16 protein-coding genes and 3 pseudogenes are annotated in these 20780 nt (G+C 54.8%); 11 read left to right on the top strand and 8 right to left on the bottom strand.

Going from position 1 to position 20780, the window contains the following annotated elements; translation table 11 throughout:
- The first annotated feature begins 270 nt into the window (after positions 1 to 270).
- Positions 271 to 429 (top strand): hypothetical protein, encoded by a 159-nt coding sequence (locus tag AC1ECN_RS25655; protein WP_017958612.1) that lies wholly within the window; start codon positions 271 to 273, stop codon positions 427 to 429.
- Between the two features lie 73 nt (positions 430 to 502).
- Positions 503 to 2101, top strand: a complete 1599-nt coding sequence (locus tag AC1ECN_RS25650; protein WP_477954475.1) for an asparagine synthase-related protein — start codon at positions 503 to 505, stop codon at positions 2099 to 2101.
- Between the two features lie 315 nt (positions 2102 to 2416).
- Here the strand turns inward: AC1ECN_RS25650 and AC1ECN_RS25645 are convergent, their stop codons facing one another.
- Both AC1ECN_RS25645 and AC1ECN_RS25640 read right to left on the bottom strand, forming a co-directional pair.
- Entirely contained in the window at positions 2417 to 3622 is a 1206-nt protein-coding gene (locus tag AC1ECN_RS25645) for an aminotransferase class V-fold PLP-dependent enzyme (protein WP_477954473.1), read from the bottom strand.
- Positions 3623 to 3785: 163 nt separating this feature from the next.
- Positions 3786 to 4706 carry a LysR family transcriptional regulator gene (locus AC1ECN_RS25640; RefSeq protein WP_477954471.1) on the bottom strand — a complete coding sequence of 307 codons (921 nt, stop codon included), beginning with the start codon at positions 4704 to 4706 and terminating at the stop codon, positions 3786 to 3788.
- Between the two features lie 180 nt (positions 4707 to 4886).
- Between AC1ECN_RS25640 and AC1ECN_RS25635 the strand changes: the two genes are divergently transcribed.
- From AC1ECN_RS25635 to AC1ECN_RS25610, 6 genes and pseudogenes are all read left to right on the top strand, one after another.
- Positions 4887 to 5270, top strand: coding sequence for a RidA family protein (locus AC1ECN_RS25635; RefSeq protein ID WP_018068054.1), 384 nt, complete (start codon positions 4887 to 4889; stop codon positions 5268 to 5270).
- Positions 5271 to 5333: 63 nt separating this feature from the next.
- Positions 5334 to 6356, top strand: coding sequence for a carbon-nitrogen hydrolase family protein (locus AC1ECN_RS25630; RefSeq protein ID WP_477954469.1), 1023 nt, complete (start codon positions 5334 to 5336; stop codon positions 6354 to 6356).
- Between the two features lie 5 nt (positions 6357 to 6361).
- Positions 6362 to 7348 (top strand): molybdopterin-dependent oxidoreductase, encoded by a 987-nt coding sequence (locus tag AC1ECN_RS25625; protein WP_477954468.1) that lies wholly within the window; start codon positions 6362 to 6364, stop codon positions 7346 to 7348.
- A 1570-nt stretch (positions 7349 to 8918) separates the two neighbouring features.
- On the top strand, positions 8919 to 9647 hold the full coding sequence (locus tag AC1ECN_RS25620; RefSeq protein ID WP_477954466.1) for a hypothetical protein: 729 nt from the start codon (positions 8919 to 8921) through the stop codon (positions 9645 to 9647).
- A gap of 180 nt (positions 9648 to 9827) precedes the next feature.
- Positions 9828 to 10541, top strand: a complete 714-nt coding sequence (locus AC1ECN_RS25615) for a GntR family transcriptional regulator (protein ID WP_131707215.1) — start codon at positions 9828 to 9830, stop codon at positions 10539 to 10541.
- Between the two features lie 104 nt (positions 10542 to 10645).
- A pseudogene (locus tag AC1ECN_RS25610) lies at positions 10646 to 11037 on the top strand (IS6 family transposase); the annotation flags it as partial.
- On the opposite strand, the pseudogene AC1ECN_RS25605 reads toward AC1ECN_RS25610, so the two are convergent.
- The 6 genes and pseudogenes from AC1ECN_RS25605 to AC1ECN_RS25580 all read right to left on the bottom strand — a co-directional run.
- A pseudogene (locus AC1ECN_RS25605) lies at positions 11018 to 11164 on the bottom strand (IS6 family transposase); the annotation flags it as partial. The pseudogenes AC1ECN_RS25610 and AC1ECN_RS25605 overlap by 20 nt on opposite strands.
- 34 nt (positions 11165 to 11198) lie before the next feature.
- Positions 11199 to 12281: a hypothetical protein gene (locus tag AC1ECN_RS25600; protein ID WP_020397287.1), complete on the bottom strand. Its 1083-nt coding sequence runs from the start codon at positions 12279 to 12281 to the stop codon at positions 11199 to 11201.
- Positions 12282 to 12317: 36 nt separating this feature from the next.
- Positions 12318 to 13526 (bottom strand): glycerophosphodiester phosphodiesterase family protein, encoded by a 1209-nt coding sequence (locus AC1ECN_RS25595; RefSeq protein WP_477954464.1) that lies wholly within the window; start codon positions 13524 to 13526, stop codon positions 12318 to 12320.
- Positions 13527 to 13788: 262 nt separating this feature from the next.
- Positions 13789 to 14316 (bottom strand): GNAT family N-acetyltransferase, encoded by a 528-nt coding sequence (locus AC1ECN_RS25590; RefSeq protein ID WP_245278475.1) that lies wholly within the window; start codon positions 14314 to 14316, stop codon positions 13789 to 13791.
- Positions 14317 to 14470: 154 nt separating this feature from the next.
- Positions 14471 to 15139, bottom strand: a complete 669-nt coding sequence (locus AC1ECN_RS25585; protein WP_131716258.1) for an HAD-IA family hydrolase — start codon at positions 15137 to 15139, stop codon at positions 14471 to 14473.
- Between the two features lie 140 nt (positions 15140 to 15279).
- On the bottom strand, positions 15280 to 16566 hold the full coding sequence (locus tag AC1ECN_RS25580; RefSeq protein WP_477954461.1) for a DegT/DnrJ/EryC1/StrS family aminotransferase: 1287 nt from the start codon (positions 16564 to 16566) through the stop codon (positions 15280 to 15282).
- A gap of 1659 nt (positions 16567 to 18225) precedes the next feature.
- Here AC1ECN_RS25580 and AC1ECN_RS25575 point away from each other — a divergent pair.
- From AC1ECN_RS25575 to AC1ECN_RS25565, 3 genes and pseudogenes are all read left to right on the top strand, one after another.
- Positions 18226 to 18810 (top strand): invasion associated locus B family protein, encoded by a 585-nt coding sequence (locus AC1ECN_RS25575; RefSeq protein WP_245277069.1) that lies wholly within the window; start codon positions 18226 to 18228, stop codon positions 18808 to 18810.
- Between the two features lie 265 nt (positions 18811 to 19075).
- A complete protein-coding gene (locus AC1ECN_RS25570) occupies positions 19076 to 19840 on the top strand; it encodes a response regulator (RefSeq protein ID WP_477954493.1) in 765 nt (254 codons plus the stop codon).
- Positions 19841 to 20343: 503 nt separating this feature from the next.
- Positions 20344 to 20780 (top strand): annotated as a pseudogene (locus tag AC1ECN_RS25565) (transcriptional regulator); the annotation flags it as partial.

Genomic DNA, 20780 nt, shown 5'->3' with positions numbered 1-20780 from the left:
GAAGTTTTGGTCACCAATTCGCCGCCAGTCCGGCTCATAAGCGCACACAAGTCCCCGCCTGGAATTCTTTTGCACAAGCGGTGCTACTTCGCAATCAATGCTTAGGTCAGAGAGCCAGTCACGTAGCCGCCCGGATCGATTGCAGCCTAATGATTCCGCAGCCTATGCCACCCTAGAACGGCATGGGACAGTCAGTGTACCTCAGTCACTCGCGTCATTGGCATCCCTTTATGGGGACGGCGAGGAAAGCAACCAACGGAGAGTCATAACATGGAAACGACAACTACCCGCAAGCCCGTTAATCTCATCGGTAGCGAGTTGAGCGTGTTTGCCAAGGCGCCGCGCGTCGGACCGACTCCTTCGACCACAGAAATTGCTGCCATGATCAAGGGGGGCAAGCCAGGCGACATGGACAAACTGGACGTTTAAGTTTCATCCGTGTGACCGTCGCCAAGGCGGCGGTCACTGCCCCTTTAGATTTTCATCAACTAAGCGATCACCCATGTTCAAGGGAACGATTGACCGAGGTCATCTCGAGTGCGTGGCTGAGCCCCCGATGTACCCGCCGCCCTACCCCAACATCTCGATCAAGATCCTAGACCATCCTTTGCTCGAAAGCTTCCGGTGGGACACCACTGATCAAATCATCCTGATCTGCCGCGAGCGTTCCGCCGAAGCGAATGGGCAGCTTGTGGCACTCAGGGATTGGCCGATAGAACGAGCGCAGGATTTCTGTGCCTTTGGGCAATGGCCATTGGACTATCAGACAATTTCGATCAACCGCCATTCCGGCACGGTGACCTTCAGCGCCGGACATGGAGGTGTTGCGCCACTTTATCTGAAGGTCAGCGGCGAGCGCATTGATCTCTCCTGGTCGATAGCGGACTTTTATTCGGGCATGACCCTCGCCGACATCGACACGGACCGAACTGGCCTGCGTCTTGTCGGCACGCTCCCCTATGCAACAACCACGATGTTTCGCGGTGTTTTCATGCTGACGGAGCGCGCGTCGCTTTGCATCAGCAGGACAGGAGACGTCGAGACGAAATATCCCCCTCCGGCACCGTATTTCATCCCGACCCCGCTTGTGGATGAGGCCGATGTTGCAGCCGCAGCATGCCGTTTGATCGACACCCTGCTGCGTCGCTGGCCGCTCACGCCCACCCTCACGGCTAGCGAATTCAGCGGAGGATTGGATTCGGCAGTCGTTGCCGCCATTTTGGCTGGGCAGCATCCTGACGCCCTGCAAACCTATGCCTTGGAGGTCGAGGGGCCAGCTCGAAGTCAACAGACTTCGCGGCGCGACATAGCAATCGAGCACTTTGGCTTCCACGACCAAACGCTGCGCGTTGACACGATACCAATGGTTCCGTGTGGGTTCGAAGTGAGTAGCGACTACGTCCCCGCTCCCTACAATGCCGATCTGCAGCGGCCCCTCCATCAACTATTGAAGTCGCTCGCAACTGCCTCAGCCCCGCGGGCGGTCGCAACTGGTACAGGCGGTGATGAGTTGCTAATGGCCCATGCTTTCGAGCAAAGTCACGAGCAAATCGCTCGTAATATTAGCGATGCATTCCTTCCTGCAATCCTTCCCTCCGCCATGACGCTGGTGCTCAAAAACCGATTGCCCGACTATGCAGCAAGCTGCGATCGGGCACCCTTCCCTATTCTGCCAATCTCGGTACTGGAGGCACACGCCGCGCGTGCTCCTTTGTTTGCGAGCCATGGCATATGGCCAATTAGCCCATTCGCCCAGCCAGAAGCCGTACGATTTTATCGGAGTTTGCCTTTAGCCTGGAGGCACGAAAAGGCGCTGCATCGCCGGATGTTGGAACGGCTTGGATATCCCAAACGGTTCTTCGGCGTTTCTATAAGAGAAAATTTCGAACACTATCTGACCGGCTCGCTGATTATCGGTGCTAGCGAGATCACTAGTCAATTATCCCGTCGTTGCCTGCTGCATGAACTGGGGCTGATCGATGCTGACCGCCTGATCGCCACAATAGACGACATCCGATACGATTCTCCGCTTAGCGAGCTCGGCTTTATCTTCCACGCGATTAACGTTGAACACATGCTTCGGCGAATTGATGGAACTTGAAGGAGATCACCCGCTACCGCAGCGGGGACTTCAACACGCCTGCAATTGGTAACCCGTGCATCGCCACGGAACAAGGCCGATAGGTTCGCCGGCACTTTGAAAATGTCGGGCTTCTGGAGCGAGACTTATATGAACATTTGCCATTGCTTAATGGCGTTGCGTGGGCGGGATTGGCAGATGCGCCTGCGATGATCTGCCTAACAGGTACGGACAGTTAGGGCTTGGTCTTAGCATGCAGTCACGACTTGATGTAAGGTCGCATCAACTGCTTTGCCTCTTGAAAAAATCCGCTCATTCGTCAGGCGAGCAAATCAGCTATGAGGCAATACCTGCAATCGCCTCCAGGAATGCATCGATCTCTTCCTCGGTATTGTAATAATGTGGCGACGCTCGCACCACGGGCGGGAGTTGTCGCGTATAGGCGTCGACGGGTGTACTGGAAGGAGGGGAAACTGAGACGTTGATTCCCTTGCCAGTCAGATAAGCCATGACAGATGACGAGTCCCAGTCGTTGACAGTGAATGAGATGATGGAAGCAAGGGGCGTCCCGAGATCATGTACGGACACGGCACGCATCCCCCTCAGGCCTTCGCGAAGCTTTGACGAAAGGTGATTGCAGCGCTCTTCGATATTTTCGAGCCCAATGTCGAGCGCGTAGTCCACTGCTGCCCGCAGGCCGAGACGAACCGAATAGTTCTTCTCCCATGTTTCAAAACGCCTGGCATCAGGTCGCAATTCGTATCGATCCGGACCAGTCCAGGGCGCGCCATATAGGTCGATCATGGCTGGCTCGATCTTATCCAGGAGTGATTTGCGCATGTACATGAATCCCGTTCCCCGTGGGGCCCGGAGAAACTTCCTGCCGGTAGCAGTCAGGATGTCGCACCCGAGCGCGTTGACATCGATCGGGATTTGACCCGCAGCTTGGCATGCGTCGAGCAGATAGAGAATGCCATTTTCGCGCGCTATTCGGCCGATCGCTGCTGCTGGATTGATAAGCCCGCCGTTGGTCGGGATCCAGGTAACCGCTATCAACCGAACGCGATCATCGATCATTTTCGCCAGTGCGTCCGGATCAAGGACCCCAGAAGCGTCATTCGGAATGACTTCGATCGATACGCCGGTGCGCCTGGCAACCTGCAGAAAGGCGATGTAGTTGGCTGCAAATTCGGCACTTGCCGTCAGGATCCGGTCTCCAGGTCCGAAAGCGAGGGAATAGAAGGCGCGTTGCCAAGCGATCGTCGCATTTTCAGCTATCGCAATCTCGTCACGGGCGCAGTTTACGAAGGTGGCCAAGCTGTCGTATGTCCCCTCCAGTAGAGAGTTGGCCTCAGCTGCGGCTTCGTATCCGCCGATCTCCCCTTCCCGGCTTAGGTACCCAACCACCGCTTCAATAACAGGGCTCGGCATCAGCGCAGCACCAGCATTGTTAAGGTGGTTTCTGTTTTTTGTGCCGGGGGTATCAGCACGCAAGCGAAGAAGGTCCAAAGTCTTGCGAGCGTCGCGGCTGATTTGCGACATGAGGGATTCCTTCCTTTGATCGAGCGTCAATCTTGTTGACGCAATCGGCGCTGTCACGGAAGCTGACAACTTCGCAACCCGATGTGCAGAATTGAGCGACGGGGCGTAAGCGTCCGCCAATTCAGCCGGCCAGAGCGCTCCGCGCAGTCCGATTTGCGAAACTTCACGAAGACCAAGGTGAGTTTCTCAGAAGGCGTTGTTCGTCTCGACGAACCAGCTCTTTCACGAATTGCTTTACGGCTCTCACTCTTGGAAGATAGGCTAGGTCTTGATGTGCAGACATCCAGATCTCGCGCTCGCCGCTCAGCTCGTCGAGCACTGGAACGAGACCCAGGTTTAGACTGAGTGCGAATTCGGGAAGGGCTACAATTCCTGCGCCCGCAGACGCCGCGAACATCTGCGACATCATGCTATTTGAGCTGAACGCAATTTTTGGGGTGGGTACGAGTTCCTCTAGCCAGAGCACGCTTTCGAGCTGAATCAGCTCCTCGATATAGCCAACAAAGCGGTGCTCGCTAAGGTCCGCCGCCTGAGAGGGAACGCCATTTCGCTCAAGATAAGCCTGCGAAGCGAACAACCCAGTCTTGAAACGTCCGATCAGCTGACTGTCGAGAGAAGTTMCATGGGGCTTGAAGAAGCTTAGGAATAAATCAGCTTCCCGGCGCGCGACCCGAACGGTTTGCGGCGATGTTACAAGCTCGAGGTCTAGATCAGGGTACCGGCTACTGAGTTCAACGAGGCGCTCGGAGAGATAAAGCGTTGCGATGCCTTCCATGGTGGCCAATCTGACTGTGCCGCGTATTTCGTCACGATTGCTTACGTCGCTGCGAAGAGCATTCACGCCGTTCTCGATTTCCTCCGCTCGCCGCATTGTAACCAGGCCGGCCGGTGTCAGCAGAAGCCCGTCCTTGGTCCGTTCGACGAGTGCACCGCCAACCGTATATTCCAGACGAGCAAGTCGGCGAGATACGGTGGAGTGGCTGACTTTTAGTTCGCGAGCGGCGCCGGTCACGCTCTTGCACCGAACGACGATGAGGAAGAGTTTGAGATCGTCCCAATCAAGATGATCGATTGCAGTCGCCATGCTACCTCCGTCTATTTTTGCACAGGGTAGTGCATCCTATTCGGGTTGGCTCGCAAATTCGTTTTGATAGTTTCAAACGTGCTATGCCGCTGTATGTGTGGTGTGCAGTGAAGCAAGATATCTTGCGGAAACGCGGATCGCCAGCAGGCCGCACTACTTGAACCTACCTTGGGAGAACGCATGTCCAGACGAACTGTGAGTGCCTCGAACGCTGCGGCAGTGGGGCCGTATTCGCACGCGACATGGGCCGGCGACCTCCTGTTCTGCTCCGGCCAGACACCGCTAGATCCCCGCACTGGCAAACTTGTCGACGGAAATGTAGCCGACCAGACACGCCAGTGTTTCGATAATCTGTTTCAAGTCCTTGAGGCAGCAGGCCTGGGGTCGGATGACGTCGTATCCGTCAATGTCTATCTCACCGACATGGGTGACTTTGGCCAGATGAATGAGATTTACGCCACGCGTTTTTCATCGCCCTACCCGGCCCGCACCACAATCGGCTGCGCCAGCCTGCCGCTTGGAGCACGCATTGAAATCGGTCTAACAGCAAAACGGCAATCTTGAGCCTGCCTTTGCCGAGCTAGTCGAGATGGCTGATGGCGAGCCTTGATCAGTAGGGGAATATAGATGGGAAACATGAAATTCCGGGCCGCGGCTGCTCATATTGCCCCCGTCTATCTCGATCCTGGGGCGAGCGCGGAAAAAGCTTGCTCGGTGATAGCAGAGGCGGCCCGAAATGGCGCATCGCTCGTGGTATTTTCGGAGAGCTTTCTTCCCGGTTTCCCTGTCTGGGCAGCACTTTACCCGCCCATTCAATCGCACGAACATTTCAAACGCTTCTTGACAGCTTCGGTGTACATTGACGGCCCGGAAATTGAGCGTGTGCGAAAGGCCGCCTCCGATAACGGTGTTTTCGTTTCAATCGGTTTTTCGGAGCGCAACCCGGCAAGTGTCGGAGGTTTGTGGAATAGCAATGTTCTGATTTCCGATACCGGCCAAATCCTGGTCCACCATCGAAAACTGGTCGCAACCTTCTTTGAAAAACTAGTTTGGGATCCGGGCGATGGCGCAGGATTGGTCGTCGCAAACACGAGAATCGGTCGCATTGGCGGCCTAATTTGCGGGGAAAATACAAATCCGCTCGCGCGCTACAGCCTGATGACGCAGGGCGAGCAAGTTCATATAAGTAGCTATCCGCCGATCTGGCCCACTCGCGTTCCCACAGAAAGCGACAACTACGACAACCGGGCAGCCAACCGCATCCGTGCCTCAGCGCACTGCTTCGAGGCCAAGTGCTTCGGGATCATCGTGGCGGGGCACCTGGACGAAGTCGCACGCAAATCCATTGCTTTGGATGATCCTGCGATCGAAGCGATCATAGATGCCAGTCCGCGGGCTACTAGCTTTTTCCTAGGGCCGACTGGCGCCGCAACTGGTGACGAAATGATCGATGAAGGTATCGGCTATGCCCAAATCGATCTCGACGACTGTGTTGAGCCGAAACGATTTCACGACGTCGTTGCTGGTTACAACCGCTTCGATATTTTCGACGTCACCGTGAACCGGGTGCGTCGAAACCCAATCAGATTTTTGGAAGGCCGCGCTGAGGACGCTCTAACGGGCCCCGAGGCCGTGGCCATGCCGGAGTAAAGGTGATGGCGCGGACGGGTATGCACATGACCAAGAAGGGTTTCTCCTTCCAGGGCCCTGCCGACGGCGTTCATGCCCTTAAATCGTGGATCACCCCTGAAGATGATCTTTTTCTGGTGACGCATATGGGGTTCCTGGAGATCGACCCCGAGCATTGGCATTTGGATGTGGATGGCCTCGTCGGTAACCCGACGAGATTGCATCTGTCTGACCTCCAAGCAATGCCACAGCGCGAGTACATGTCGTTTCACGAATGCGCTGGAAGTCCGCTTGCGCCGACAGTGGCTAAACGCAGGATCGGAAATGTGGTTTGGAAAGGTGTGCCGCTGTCGCTTGTTCTGGAACGCGCAAAGATCAGCAGCCATGCGTCCTACATCTGGACTTCTGGCCTCGAGTGGGGCGAATACACAGATGTTGAAGAAGCCTATCAAAAAGACCTGCCGATAGGCAAAGCACTTGCAGAAGAAGTTATCCTCGCGCTTGAGATCAACGGTCGGCCACTCACGCCAGAGCGCGGAGGACCGGTTCGATTGGTCGTGCCAGGTTGGTATGGCACAAACTCCGTAAAATGGGTTGGTTCGATCACGGCTGCGGATCGGCGCGCAAGCGGCGCCTATACGACGCGCTTCTATAATGACCCCACCGCGTCGGGAACGAAGCCGGTTTGGGGCGTGGCCCCGGAGTCCGTCATCGTATCGCCGTCCCCAGATGATCTGCTGTCAGCGGACATGCCAACGAAAATATGGGGCTGGGCTTGGGGAGATCATCAGATCTCCAGCGTCGAGGTCAGTGTGGATGGGGGAGGCTCATGGCAGACTGCCGCAGTAGGGCCGCGCGAGGGTAGAAGTTGGCAGCGGTTCGAGTTGCCGTGGACCCCTTCATCAGGCCAGAATATCTTGCTATGTCGGTGCACGGACGAACTTGGGGAGGGACAGCCGTTGACTGACGCGAGAAACGCGGTACACACGGTTCAAGTTGAAGTTAATCCTTGAACCGGAGCCTGCGACACTGAGATGGGCATCCACGGACGCACGAAAAAATCGAGATTTTTCGATGAGCCAGCGGCAGTACGGGCTGCCACATCGACAGGACAAGGGCTTTCCTGCGAAAGGTGCGATCGGGTGGAACCGAAGCGGTAGCCGGCCTCACACCAGCCCACGCACGACAAACACCGCCCATTGAACGGCCGAGGCGATGATCGCGATCATGCGCTGTAGATCGGCAGTTGTCGCAGCACCTGTCCGCGCTTGTCACCCGATCATTGGCGACACCAGGGCGCTTGTTTTGAAATGCGGACTGGTATCGTTATCATGGCCACCCGTCTTTCCCCTAGTCATCACTGGGTGCATTTCGTTTGTGACTCGATTGAGAAAACCATGCRCAAGAGCCCTCACTCCAGCCAAATCTGGGAGGCTCGCTGCCACGACCTCTCGCCGATGTACTCGGATTGCCTACAATCTGAATACCTTCATTCGTACGCCAATTGTGGGCAATACGGGCCCGACGAACACGCCTCGATTTCTGTCACTCGCAAAGAAATTAAGAAGATGACCGGTATTTTTCTCGACATCGGCGAATGTGCGTCGGCTCGTGGCTACCATAGGGGAGTATGAGCTTTGCTGAATCTGCTGCGCTGTTCACCTCCGTAAATGCGTAACCGGCGGCGCGATAGTCTAGCGTGGCGCGCCCAACGATTCTCGCGGCGGCAATTATCGTTCGTCGAATGTGCACGAATAGTAGCTGACCCTGCTACCTCATCCGGAAGACCGGATTGTCGGGAAAACCTTTCGCCTCCCAAGGCAGCGTGGTTGTCGTCGAACTTGTTTCGACGGCAGCCACGTGTTGTGGCTATGAGACCGCCTGTGTCGCGTGGATAAAAGTATCAATATTCCGGGAGCGAGCGCCGGTGACTGGCGCGATAAGAATGCCGTTCGTTTTTGCTTTGAGGTGTGTGGCTCGCCCAGCGAAGCTGGTCGGATCCACCGCAAGGGAGCCAAGATGTCATTCTTTCCGACCTGCCGAGAACGCTTTTTGTGCCGGCCGAATATAATGGTGGCTCGAGTAAACCGACTTCGGCGTAACCGGCGTTCTTCCCACGCGTTCTCCTGTCAGCGATCTGTGTTCGACTTTCAATACAAGAGCGAAGGAAGTGTCTCCTTCGAGACTCCGATTCTGCCAATAAATTCAACTCACTGGCGATCGTCCCGATGGTGACGAAATACTCAATCCGACCAACATTTCGGAGTTGTCAGATAGAGGGGAACTTTTCGTGCTGCTAGAGGGAGTCCCAGCCATACATGACCACTTCGAGCTTTGGCCATCACCAACGGAGATTGTCAACTCGAACATTCGCGGACTCAAGCAAACCTTCAGCGCGCTTGCTCAATACTATATCGTTTCGAGTTCTGTATTCGATGGCCAAAGTATAAATGTACGCCATGGCGATTGGCCAAATATATCAAAAAATATATTATTGTTAAATATTGATCTATGGCGGAGCGCCGTCTAGACCTGCTCAACACGCGGCAGGGGGACTACCCTGGTCAGCGACGGGAGGCTTAGATGAACCGACGTGACAAAATGCATCCAAACAGAGCCAGGTGGGATAGCCCGGAAATGGGGCTCGCCTTCCTCGATGGCGAACGTGTGGTTGCTCCACGGCGTGCTATACGCTGGCCGGCCGCACGGAACGAGCATCTGGATGCGCTTTGCGAAGTCGCAGATAGCGGAAGATATTATCGGGTTAACCGTCCCGTGGTGACCGGCATGGAGCCGAGCCTTGAAAAAATGTCGAAATTGCAACAACCATCTGCCGAACACGAGGCAAGCATAGGCCTGGGCCCAACCAAAGCACTCCTCGCCGCCAACCATGAACCGGAACGAATGGATCAGATCACATGGTCTCTTTCAATATCTGAACGTGTCTTTGATTGCGCTGGAGGTGACTCTGACAACGGCGAAACCATCGCTACTGATGGACAAGTCGAGGCTCTCGCGAACCGCGGATACATCAACACCGCCGATGCCTATTATCGGCTGGTTGATAGGAATAACCGATCGGCAAAATTACTCGTTGACGATGAGGCCGACACACGTCCACCGAAGAGCTATCATGAACATGTTGATTTCGAAAACTGCCACTACATTGATGGCACTTGCAGGCCTTGGAGACACGGTTCGCTTAAAGCCGGGCGCTTACGCGAAATACGACAGGCGGTAGACATTGACCAGCGCGCCATCCCGACGCGGCCTTGCGCCTATGGCATTGAAATTAGTGGCAGAATGCGATAGCTGCCAATTACGGCCGCGGCTGTAATAAGTGGTTGATGCCGAATCTGGTTCGGTCCGAAACACGGTGCCGGTATTGGAAGGGCCGACTAATTCGACCTTCAATTCGAAGCGACCGTCCGGTCTCAATGCAAGAAGCTCCTGTAGGGTCCTTGAAGGATATCGACAGAGGAAAACTATCAAATGCGGTGTTGCAAGAACGCGCCCCAACGTCGTGGGGTTGACCCAAATTTTGCTCCTGAACCAGAACCTGCAAAGGCCGATATTGCCTACGATGCTATTCGACGAATTCTCCACAGTAACGGTCGTGTGCCGGGGCAACATCTCAGGGAACAGGATCTAGCGTCCAAGCTCGATCTGGGTCGAACGCCAGTTCGCGAAGCACTTCAGCGGCTAGCAGCTGAAGGGAAGATCCAATACATCCCTCAAAGAGGCTTTTTCACGAGGCCGATGTCGGAAAGAACTCTGTTAGATTTTTATGTTGTCGGACGTGAGACCCTGATCTCGGCGTTAAATCGAATGCTGCCGCAGGTCCCAGAGAGCTGGACCGTGACGGATAAATTGTCCCCTGACGAACTTGCCTTAAGGGCAGAAGCGATATTCACTAAAATCGCCCAAGAAGCATCGAATTGCGAGGCTTGCAAAATCGTCCACCGATTCTGTTTTTGCACTCACCCTCTACGAATGGAAATAACTGCGTCGGAACTTCGGCTCGCGTTTGTCGAAAGCCTCGAGAAGTTAATTGCCGCAATGTCTGAACTAGGCACGGCAACGACCCTGGTGGAGTCCGCGTTGATGAACCACCTTGATCTAGAACAGGGTGCCGTCTCAAGGATTGTCCAAGAGGTGAACGAACGTGGATTAACAGGTTTTCCGGGGCCCGCGAAAAGTTTGTGACATCGCAACCGTCATCTCGACGAATGATCCTGATCAACGAACCTGAGGAATTTTGTCGAGTACCGCGCATATCTGCCGCTGCTGCGGGCAATCCAAAAGCCGACATGGGGATCACCTGCCAGCAATCTAATTATATTGCCAAATCAAAGAGGCTGCCGCCATCCCTCCAGATTATCACCCGTGCGATCTGGCTTATTTCCGGTTCCCTTTGAGCCTGCGGGTGGTCGAGGAAATTGGAGCGCGGCATTGTCATGTCTTACGAAACGATAAGGCGATGGAACCGCAAATTCGGGGCGGCTTATGTCAAGCAGTTGCGCAGAGGGAAGCCGTCGCGAAAGGATATCTGGCATTTGGCGTCTTGATTTCCATCGGTGGCCGAAAACATTGGCTTTGGCTTGCCGTTGACCAGGACGGTTACGTCCTCGACGAGCTTGTCCAAGCCCGCCGCGATACCAAAGCTGCCAAGCGATTGCTGGTCAGACTGTTGAAGAAGCAAGTAGATTGTTCCGGTCGTTGACAGTCCAGCCGCCGGTAAAACCGAAGCCTTTCCTCAACCACAGCATCGCCTCGAAACCCGCGATGGTTTGCCGCGGTGTGTTGAAGGATTGGAAGCCACGGATTTTGGCCGTCGGAACAAATGAGAGTCGTCCAGCATCGCTAGTCATAACGTTCGATATTGGTGCGGATCCTATCACCAGCCACCGATTTTACATTCGACGGAGGATTGCCAGGACGAGCCGTGCCGCAAGGAGTCCTTATCTCGCCGGAAAGGAACTGGCCGCTGTTGCAGGGCAGCATGTTGACGTCGAGAAAGTCGCTCCTCTTCAGGGAGTTCTGATACGCTACAACTTCTTTTATCGACAACGGGGTCGAGAAGATCGTCGCTCCCTCAAATCCCGGCAACGCCTCTATTGGCTCAATCATGGGCGACGTCTGACCGGGCACGGCTGCAGCACCAATAACCCATGGCCCAACCGATCCGAAAATGACGGATTTCGGACGATCGGTCGGYGTACCAGAGCTGAAAGGAGAATGCGGGAACCCGCTGTCGAGTACTGCCTCATCCCATTGATAAGCTGTAAACGCAAGAAAATAGGTATATGGCGCAAAACGGTCGATGCGAACTTTGCCGTCTGGAGTGAAGGTATAATAAATCCACTCTGTGCCGGAGAATGCCCCTGTTGGCCCCACGACGTTCATATCCCAGGGCCTCTGCCACCATGCAATATACGCCATGTCGCTTTGAAGCAGGCTTTTCGCAAAAGACCACTTTTGACCATTCGGATTAGGCGTGGCTCCCAGCGCGAATGATAGGTAAGCATCGTTCGAATTCGAACTTAGAAGCGATAAGGCGCTACCGCCATTAGGAACGGTATTATCACGGGTCTTTTCGACCAAAAGGACAGTGAACCCTGTGTCAGGTCTGATCGACGCCGCTTGACTAGTCTCGATTGACGCGCGCGGCGGAAAGTTGAAGGAGGTCTTGTTGGTATAGAAGTCGAATGCCTGCCTCGTATCTTCGGGCACCGGATAATCCGCTTCTGCCGCCGAGTCGTGTATGTAGAGCTTGGGAAATTCCCCGAAAATTGGCACCACCTTCGGTGTGAGCGTCTGAGACATTTTGTCCGACGCGCTTCCAAGACAATTGGCTTCATTGGTGCATGATGCCCCCTCGCCGTCGCCAGCGACAAGACAGCCCAGCGTGGAAAACAATAGGAAGATTTTCATTCCATTTTTCATTGAAAACAATCCTTTTTTGGAAGCGTAGATCTTGCTCTAGCGAGTGAGCTCGGTGGTGTTCCGGCGCCCTGTCTGGCGCAGCATATCGCCGACTACGTCGGGCCAATCAGTGGTGATAAGATTGGTGCGATTGACGATCGCCATTTCCGGATCTCCTCGGTAATCCGGCACGATCCCTCGTTGAGCGGTCGATCTCGGATCCGTATTGTGCTCGAAGCAGCATTTTCCGGCGCTGTTGGCAGCGCCCTCTGGAAAGTAGTTACTTTCATGATAGGTGGCGAAGCCCTGCGTCTGGTCGATATAGTCGAAATACGCCTGAAGACCGTCGCCTTTGTAAAATTGGTTCATCTCAAATTGAATGRAGAACGGCGCCACATTCCATTGATCGTAGATTGAGTCCTCGTGGGGATCATAGCTGGAATCCCTCACATTCTCGTCATCCGGGTTTTCGACGATAATGAGCCCGCCAATGAGGTTGGGGTCATAGGTTGTCCGGTTTAAGATCGTGCCGACATCCATCGCATCCTTTGCTTTGAGCTCGAATACAACGGCTTTGCTAAGCTTCGCATTTCCCTTGGTTGCGAGAATGTCAAGGCAACGTTGCATGAGCTCGATGGGATCAGCAGGGTCCTGATCATCGACCGCCGCCTTGACATCGACGATCATCACGTAGCCATGACCATCATCGGAGACATATTGGGCGAGTAGATCGAGCGCGCCAGAGAACGTCAGGAACTTCGCCTTTCGTCCTTGCGAATCGGTGAAAACGCGGCCATGTCGGTCCCGTAGATCGGCCTGCCGTAGTTGCGAAAAGCTCTGATTATAAAGTAGGCCGCTTCCAGTTGACTCGCGCTCAATCCTGTAGTCGTGAGATAGAACGACTTCTTTGTCTGCGGTGAAGCGGGCATCGACCTCCACGCTCTCAATCTGCGAATTCCAGGCGTCTTGCAAGGCATAGGCTGAATTCTCGGGATAGATCTCCCAAGATCCGCGGTGCGCAGATAGCAGGACCAAGTCATCGTCGGGTTTCGGCAGTTTAAACATGTTTCTTGTAATCGCACTTACAAGATATGGTGAAGGCTTTACCGGAAGTAGCGCCTCTGCTGCGGCATAGGATGGAATACCGAAAGCAAGAAGAGAAGTTAAAGTGAGCGATGCGCGCAGATCTCGTCGGCCGCCGAGGTAACCGAAACGCGAGGAGCAAAAATTTAGAACCACAGATGCTATGTTTTTGCTGGTGTGCATAAGGATTCAGAACCTTTCGATGAGAATTTGGTAGCTCGCTACGTTGTACGGCTTGTTCCTGCGGCTTTTTGCAACACCGTCTCAGCAGTGGCTAAGGCCCGGGGTGGCAACGAAAGCAGGGAATATGCCCTCGCAGCGCCAGGGGATTTGTTAGCCGACGCCTGGTTCACCCCTTGCGCTACGGCTGCAATAACAGGCTGTCCGACATCAATATGATCCATAAAGGGGATTTCGATGAAAGCAGCTTGGAGCTCCAACTCAGTTATTTTCGTCCTGGAGTAGCGGTTCTCAGGTGAGGAGGTGTTGGCAGGACTTTCTCCATCAAAGCTGCTGCGCCATACGGTGTTTGGACGTAGTCAGTTGCCTGCCAGCCGCTCTTTTCGTAAAGAACTCGCGCATCCTCTGTTATCAAGTAAAGGCTTTTGCAACCAAGGCACAATGCTTCATGCTCCAGCCGCTCGATCAACAGCGTGGCTATTCTTTTCTCGCGGTAAAATGGATGGACAAAAAGTGACTTAAGCCAAGGGGATAGATGAGGTTTTCCGTCGAAATCGCGATCAGCCGACGTGACCATCCCAACTGACGATGCGTTTTCAATGGCAATCAGTGTTAGCGGCATTGAATTTTTTGTTGCTGCTTCAAACTCGCCTCGCGTTTGTTCGTACGAGCCGTTTGATTGACAACCCCATTGTCCGAAAGTCCAACTTGCGCAAATGGAAGTGAAATTCGGAAATCTTTCTAGGTACTCGATCGTTACCGGAGTTCCAGCTACCATTGGTTTCGCGGTCATAGTATCTCCATTTTTCTGGCGGGCCGAGCAATCGAGCGAGGATCGGTCAATTTGAGGTGAGGCCCGTGCACCAACTGATGCTATCGGATCCCACGACATATCCTGGACAATGACGCTGCGATTAAAGGCGGTTCGCCAGCGCGTAACTGCGTGATCACAAACCTGCTAAGATTTGTGGCAACGCCGTCATGCGGCTAAACAGCTTTGTGGCACCTGCCTCTATCAGTCTGTCTCCATGCCCAGCAAGGCAATGAGAGCCACCTACGAAGCCAATCACCATCATGCCGGCTGCCACCGCCGCCTGAGTTCCAGCAACACTCTCTTCAATAACGAGACAACTGCCAGCCGGTGTGTTCATATTCTGTGCTGCAAACAGAAAGAGATCCGGCGCTGGCTTACCACGCGCAACTTGCGAAGCGCTGAAGACATGGGGCCAAAAGAAATCATGTAGGTCTGTGATTTTAAGTGCCAAGCAGAGCTGCGCAGCATCACTGTTCGACGCCACGCACTTCCTTAAATCGATAGCTTCCAAGGTTTGCCAAACGCCGCTGGTTGCACGCAGATCACGAGTATATCGATTTGCAACTTCGGCCATCACACGTTCATGATGATCCTCCGGCAGTCGTAAGCCGCCCTCGGATTCTATGACTGAATAACTTTGCTGGTCAGTCATTCCTATGAAGCGATCGTTATAATCTTCAGCGGATATGATATAGCCGTATTTCGCCAAAGCTTCGGTGTGCACCGTGGTTGCAAGCTCGCTATCAACGAGAACCCCGTCGCAGGCGAAGATGAGTAATTCCGGACTTTTTGAAAAAGACATACAAGGAGTCCTCGTTGTAGAAACGCTCTGAGTTTTGTCCCGGTGCAGCTTTCAATCTTCCGAGCATTGGGCAGAGTACGAGTGAAACCGATCGGATGTTGAGCATTGCGGCACTGGGAAATTGGTGCGACGCGCGGTGCTCAGCCGGAAGTTGCTCCTGCGGCGACCTTCGGACCTTGCTTATGAAGAGCATTCCAAACCTTGTGAAACGCCTCTGCATAAAGCTCCATCAATTCGCCATCGTTGGGCGGCGCAATCTCGGAGACGCAAAACATCGTATCCAAGAGTTTCATTGTGTTTGGAAAATCGGCGGCCTTCCAGTTGTCGCAAATGTCCGGAAGATATTCGAATACGGGCTTCGTGAGCCAAACACAGATAGGCACGCCTTCGGCCTGCAGCGATTTGACCACGAAATCCCTTGCAGCCGGGCCTGGCGCGAAGCCAAGTGCCGCAGGTTCGATCCGGAGGGGAAAGTTGAGCATCGAATGGTCGCAGTCAGATGGGTTGAAAAGAGGAAATATACCCACAAGTTCGCTGATCATCTCCCATAAAAGCTTGCTATTGTCTCTTCGGATTTGGAGTTGCGTATCCATCTCCGTGACCCGCAGCTTCGCTATAGATGAAGAGAATACGTTAGGCCTGTAGTTGTACCCTTGGGAATAGGGCGAGAATATTCGCGCTCCACTCCGAGACGAGCTGGACAGCGATACGCGATCAACATGTGCAATCAAGTTGGCGTCTTCCGTAATGACAAATCCTAACTCGCCAGCCCCAAGGTGCTTGGCGCCGCTTCCGGATAGAGCGAGTGCGTCTGCATCAAGATGTGCACCGCCGACGATTGGTTTCGCGGCTCCGATCGATTGGCAGATGTCGTCGATCACACTGATGCCTTGAGCACGCGCTGCAGACCTCCCGTCGGGGACGAGAACATTGTTCCCAAAAAGGTGAGTGACTAAAACTGCAGCGACGTTGGGGTTGAACCTTTCAGCGGCCGCCCACTGATCAATCCCGGCTAGGTCCATGTCGACATCAACGAAGACCGGTTGGAGGCCACTGATTGTAATTGGTCCTACCGCTCCAGGCCAATTCAGTGCCGCGGTAACAACTTGCTCGCCTCGCTCTTTGACGTAGTCGAGCTCGATGTGAATGGCCGCCGTTCCGCTGCCAACAGCCCGCACTTGCCACTTCCCAGCCCACCTCGCAAGATTTTGCTCCAAATCACTCACGATTGGATGGTGAACACGGTGATACCTTCCACCATCCACAACGCCACGGAGGGCATCCAAGTGCTTGTTCTGCGCGGCGGGCCAAGGTGTAACACGTCCCTGGGGGACCACAGGCCTCCCACCGAAAACGGCGAGCTTCTCGACTGAGAAAGCACCTGTTGCGTTGCGGGTTTTGAGCCGTAGTGCACCGAATCCGTTCATCGCGTTCTCCAATCATGCTCATTAAAATGCCGATCAGCTCACACGAACGCTAGCACCGCTTTCCCAGGTATGATAGCTCAAATGAGGTATATAAAAAAGTATATTCTAAGGTATATTTAAGATTCTCGAGATAAAGTAAGTATAATATTGGATTCTGTTGTGTTGGTCAGGCAGCCGCTTGGGCGTCCAGTGCCGTGCAAAGTGGGCCTGCCATTTAGAACATTGATGATCAACTCTCCGCAGTGGTCAAAATGCCCCGACCGCTACGTGGGTTCCGACCTCAGAAGCTGCGGGTTTACAGTCAGAGAATGCATGACATCCTTGGATGGTCCTTCCATTTTGCCATAAACAGGCTCCGCTGGAAATTCAGCGGAACTGTCCTCGTGTGTCCGCCAGGCGTTTGCGCCTTTCCTGGCGGCGGGAACTACCCGTATCGACGGGACGAGATTGAGGTCACAAGGATTACAAACCGTCGTCGCGAGGATGCTGTATGTTGGTGTAAGGATCAGGTGGTCTTTCGCCCCAGCCGTGGATTCCTCGGCCATGGCTGCATTTTGCTGTGTTACCTGATCCATTTGATTGACTGTCGGGTTGACCTCAAAAAGGGTTGCGGACTGCTTGTTGGAAGCGGCCGTGACGGCATCAAGCTGACGCTCGCCACCTTTCCAAACCACTGATCTCGCTCGCGCGCCCGGCGTCCGAGGTCGCACCAGCAGGCACCATCTGTGGTCGGTCGTGGCAGCCCGGAACGGTCGTCTGTTTTTACTCAATTTTACGCATCCTTTACGCTGCTTAACATTGAACCCGCTACCTAGGTTGGCGACGTAGCCAGGAACCCGTCCATGGACATCGAACTGATCGACGGTAAATCGCGAAAGTCCCTCCTACCGTGCCGCGGGGTAGAGCATCCGCTCAGGACGCGGTTGCTTTGCCTGATCGCGGGCCTGGTCGCCTCCGGTTTGTCGACGCCTACATCTGCCGACGACAGCGCAACCGCCAGTACGTCGCTGTTTCAGGTCGGGTCCAACATCGCTGAGACAGGAACCGGATACTCGCTGTTTCGTGGACCGCAGCACGGCTCCAAAGACTATTGGATTGAATGCTCTTGTTCGAACGGCGCATTGGCGGTCAGATCGTGTCCTACCTTGAGCTACAAATGCTATTGCGCAGATAAGCCCTCGATATCTTGCAACCAATGATCTGCTCGCCCCGCAACCCAGCCATGCTCGGTTCTGAGCGCTTCGGCTCAACGGTGTCGGCTAGGATGCCGGCGTCTTGCGACATAAATCGCGTCGCACCTTCTCCCGGTGCCGGCAACGACTGCCTTCCCGCGACGTCGGTCCCTGCCGGTTCCCTTCATTCGGCGCCTGGACACTATTCGTTCGCGTATATCCGTCATGCCGGTTCTGTCGGCAATCTGTTTGTCGGGCAGAGGTCTCGGGTCTTGGACGGCGACGTCCTTTGTTTCTCCTGCCGTCCCGCCGAAGATCAAGCCGGCCTTGAGGCGATCTACTGGCGCCGTCCTTCCGGCCCTGCAGCGCTGCGAGAACGGAGGCGAAATCACACACGATGGACCCAGGGTCTGGGGATGGGATTGTTGCAGGTCGCGCGCGAACGCCTTCGGGAGGTTTGGGTTTGCGGCTGAGACTGGCGAGCGTTTTGGCACTGCTCCTGTCGGGTTTGGTTGGGCCTGAAGCGGCCGAACAAAAAATTTCCGATGAGGCCTCATGGAGAATGGAAAGTGGATACAACCGCGCCGGATCGTTGACCCCGAGCGCTGCTGCGCCGATCGAACAGCTCCTCGTCGGCGCCGATGGCATAAAGGAGAAATACGACGACTGGGGCGTTGAGTGCGCGATCGTCGATGTCGGAAAGCAATGTGCCGCGGGTCAGTTTCATGAAGATCCGAAGAGCGGCGTGGCTGTGTTCGCAATTCAGGTCTACCCTTCTGAAGAGCTGGGTACGAGAGTCCTAATCAGGATGCCGCTCGGATTGAAGTTGTCGGAAGGCGTGCGCCTCGCGCTCGATACGCAACCCTCGGAACAACATGCAGATGTTGCGACGTGCCTGCCCGAAGGTTGCGTCGTACTTCTCATAATGTCCGACCGCACCGTAGACATTATGAAAGCTGCGCAGCTGCTCACCGTCAGCGCCACTTCGTTTGCTTCAGGTGGAACGCTGACCTTTCGGATCTCTCTGAAGGGGTTTTCTCGTTCCCTCGAGCGGCTGGAGGAACTGCAATGATCGCGACGCTCCCATGGCGGATGCCGTTCCTCTCTCGCAACAGCTGACGGACTTGCGCGCATCGAACCATAGCCCCTGATAGCGCCGATCTCATGAGACATGGGGCCGCGGCAACGGCACACCATCATTCGGCAATCAAACGCTGCTCGTGAAAGTCTCGAATGCAGCGGCTCGATGTGGGGATGTTTCTGGAGGTTTCCCGCAGACGAAAACGAGAATTCGAAGCCGGCAACGGAAGAAGAAATCAATCATCGAGGTTGGCGATATGGACCATATATTAGTCGTTGATGGCGATCCGGAAATCCGCCGGCTACTGACGCATTATCTTGTCGATCAAGGTTTTCGTGTCACCGCTGTTGCATGTCGGCAGGACTGTGAGAGATGGATCGATACCAGCGGGCCTGACCTGATCGTGCTCGACGTCCTGCTTCCGGATGGTTCGGGCCTCGATATCTGCAGGAACCTGCGCGCTCGCCGGTCTCGAATTCCTGTTATTCTGCTGACCGCATTGAAGGAGGAGGTGGACCGTATCATTGGCCTGGAATTCGGAGCGGACGATTATCTTGGTAAGCCGTTCAATCCGCGAGAACTCGTAGCAAGGATCAGGGCAGTCTTGCGACGAGCCGCTGACGCTGAGGACGCCGACACCGACGTCAAGGTCTTCAATTTCGCAGAATTCATCGCTGACACAAGCACCCGGCGGGTTTGCAAGTTGCGTGGCCCAGAAATCGAGTTGACCGGGGCCGAATTCGACCTTTTGGTGGTCTTTCTTGAGAGACCGGGCCGACTGTTGTCACGAGACCGGCTGCTTGATTTGACACAGGGGCGCAAGAGCGAGCCTATGGACCGATCAATAGACGTCTTGATGAGCAGGCTGCGACGCAAGCTTGGTGAAACCCAAAGTGGCCCCCTTTTCCGGACGATCCGAAATGGCGGTTACCAGTTCACGGTTCCGGTCAAGGCAGGCATCCCTGACGGGGCAGCTAGCATTGCGGCTCTCATCGGCAACGGCAACGTTCGCTCCTTGTGAGCGCTGGCGACTTTTGTCGTTTCAGCTTGCCAACGAAGTTGCCGGTGGCGGCGGTGTCTATCAACCGTTGAGATCGCAGGCGCTAACCGCCGGTCAGTTGTCCAGCTGCCGCTAGGTGGCAGACGGGTCAGGATCGATTACTTGACCTTACATACGCGCTCGACGTTGGCTTCGGCATCCGGAAAGATATTCATTATCGAGAACGGAGGCAGCTACAGCTTAAACTGAATAGTCCGCAGTTTCGTAGACACCTTACATTCTTGGCGAAATACGGGGGCCTGCGCATTAACCGACAGCTCGATCGACAATAGGTGACGCAGCCGGCGGCCGCTTTGCGCTCAAGGACGATAGGCGGCGGAACAAGGTTTGCCCGGCGCCGAACGCGCGCGGGTGATATTGCCAGGGGGATGGACCGCCGGCGCAATAGTCGCTATTTGCAGCACATGCTGCGATGCTGAAGACGTCGCTGAAAAATCACCGCAGACACCCAAGGCTCTTTTAAAGTGAAAAAAGTACAACGCAGCTTTGCCGTCGAGTACAGATCTGGTCGGCGAAAACTCAATTCTGAACCGAATTCGATTTGGGGAGACACCGATCTCAAGTCCGTTGCTCGAGATCTGCAGGACGAGGCAATGCCATTTATGTCATTAACTCCTCAGGCAAGAAGCAGCGAGATGCTTGTATCCGGAGAAGAACAGGCCGGGCCGTTATTGACACTGCCGATCGAGCAGGAGACAAATGCACCGGCTTTACAGGAGACCATAATGGCCGACGAAAACAATACGACGACCAATGCTGACACGCCAGCCGCCGCGACGCCCAATGTACCGAAGAAGGTGCGCAAACCTGCCGACGAAAACAATACGACGACCAATGCTGACACGCCAGCCGCCGCGACGCCCAATGTACCGAAGAAGGTGCGCAAACCTCGCGCCAAGAA

It is taken from the genome of Rhizobium sp. 01N447_2 (assembly GCF_056399245.1).
This window is presented reverse-complemented; position numbering and strand designations above follow the sequence as displayed.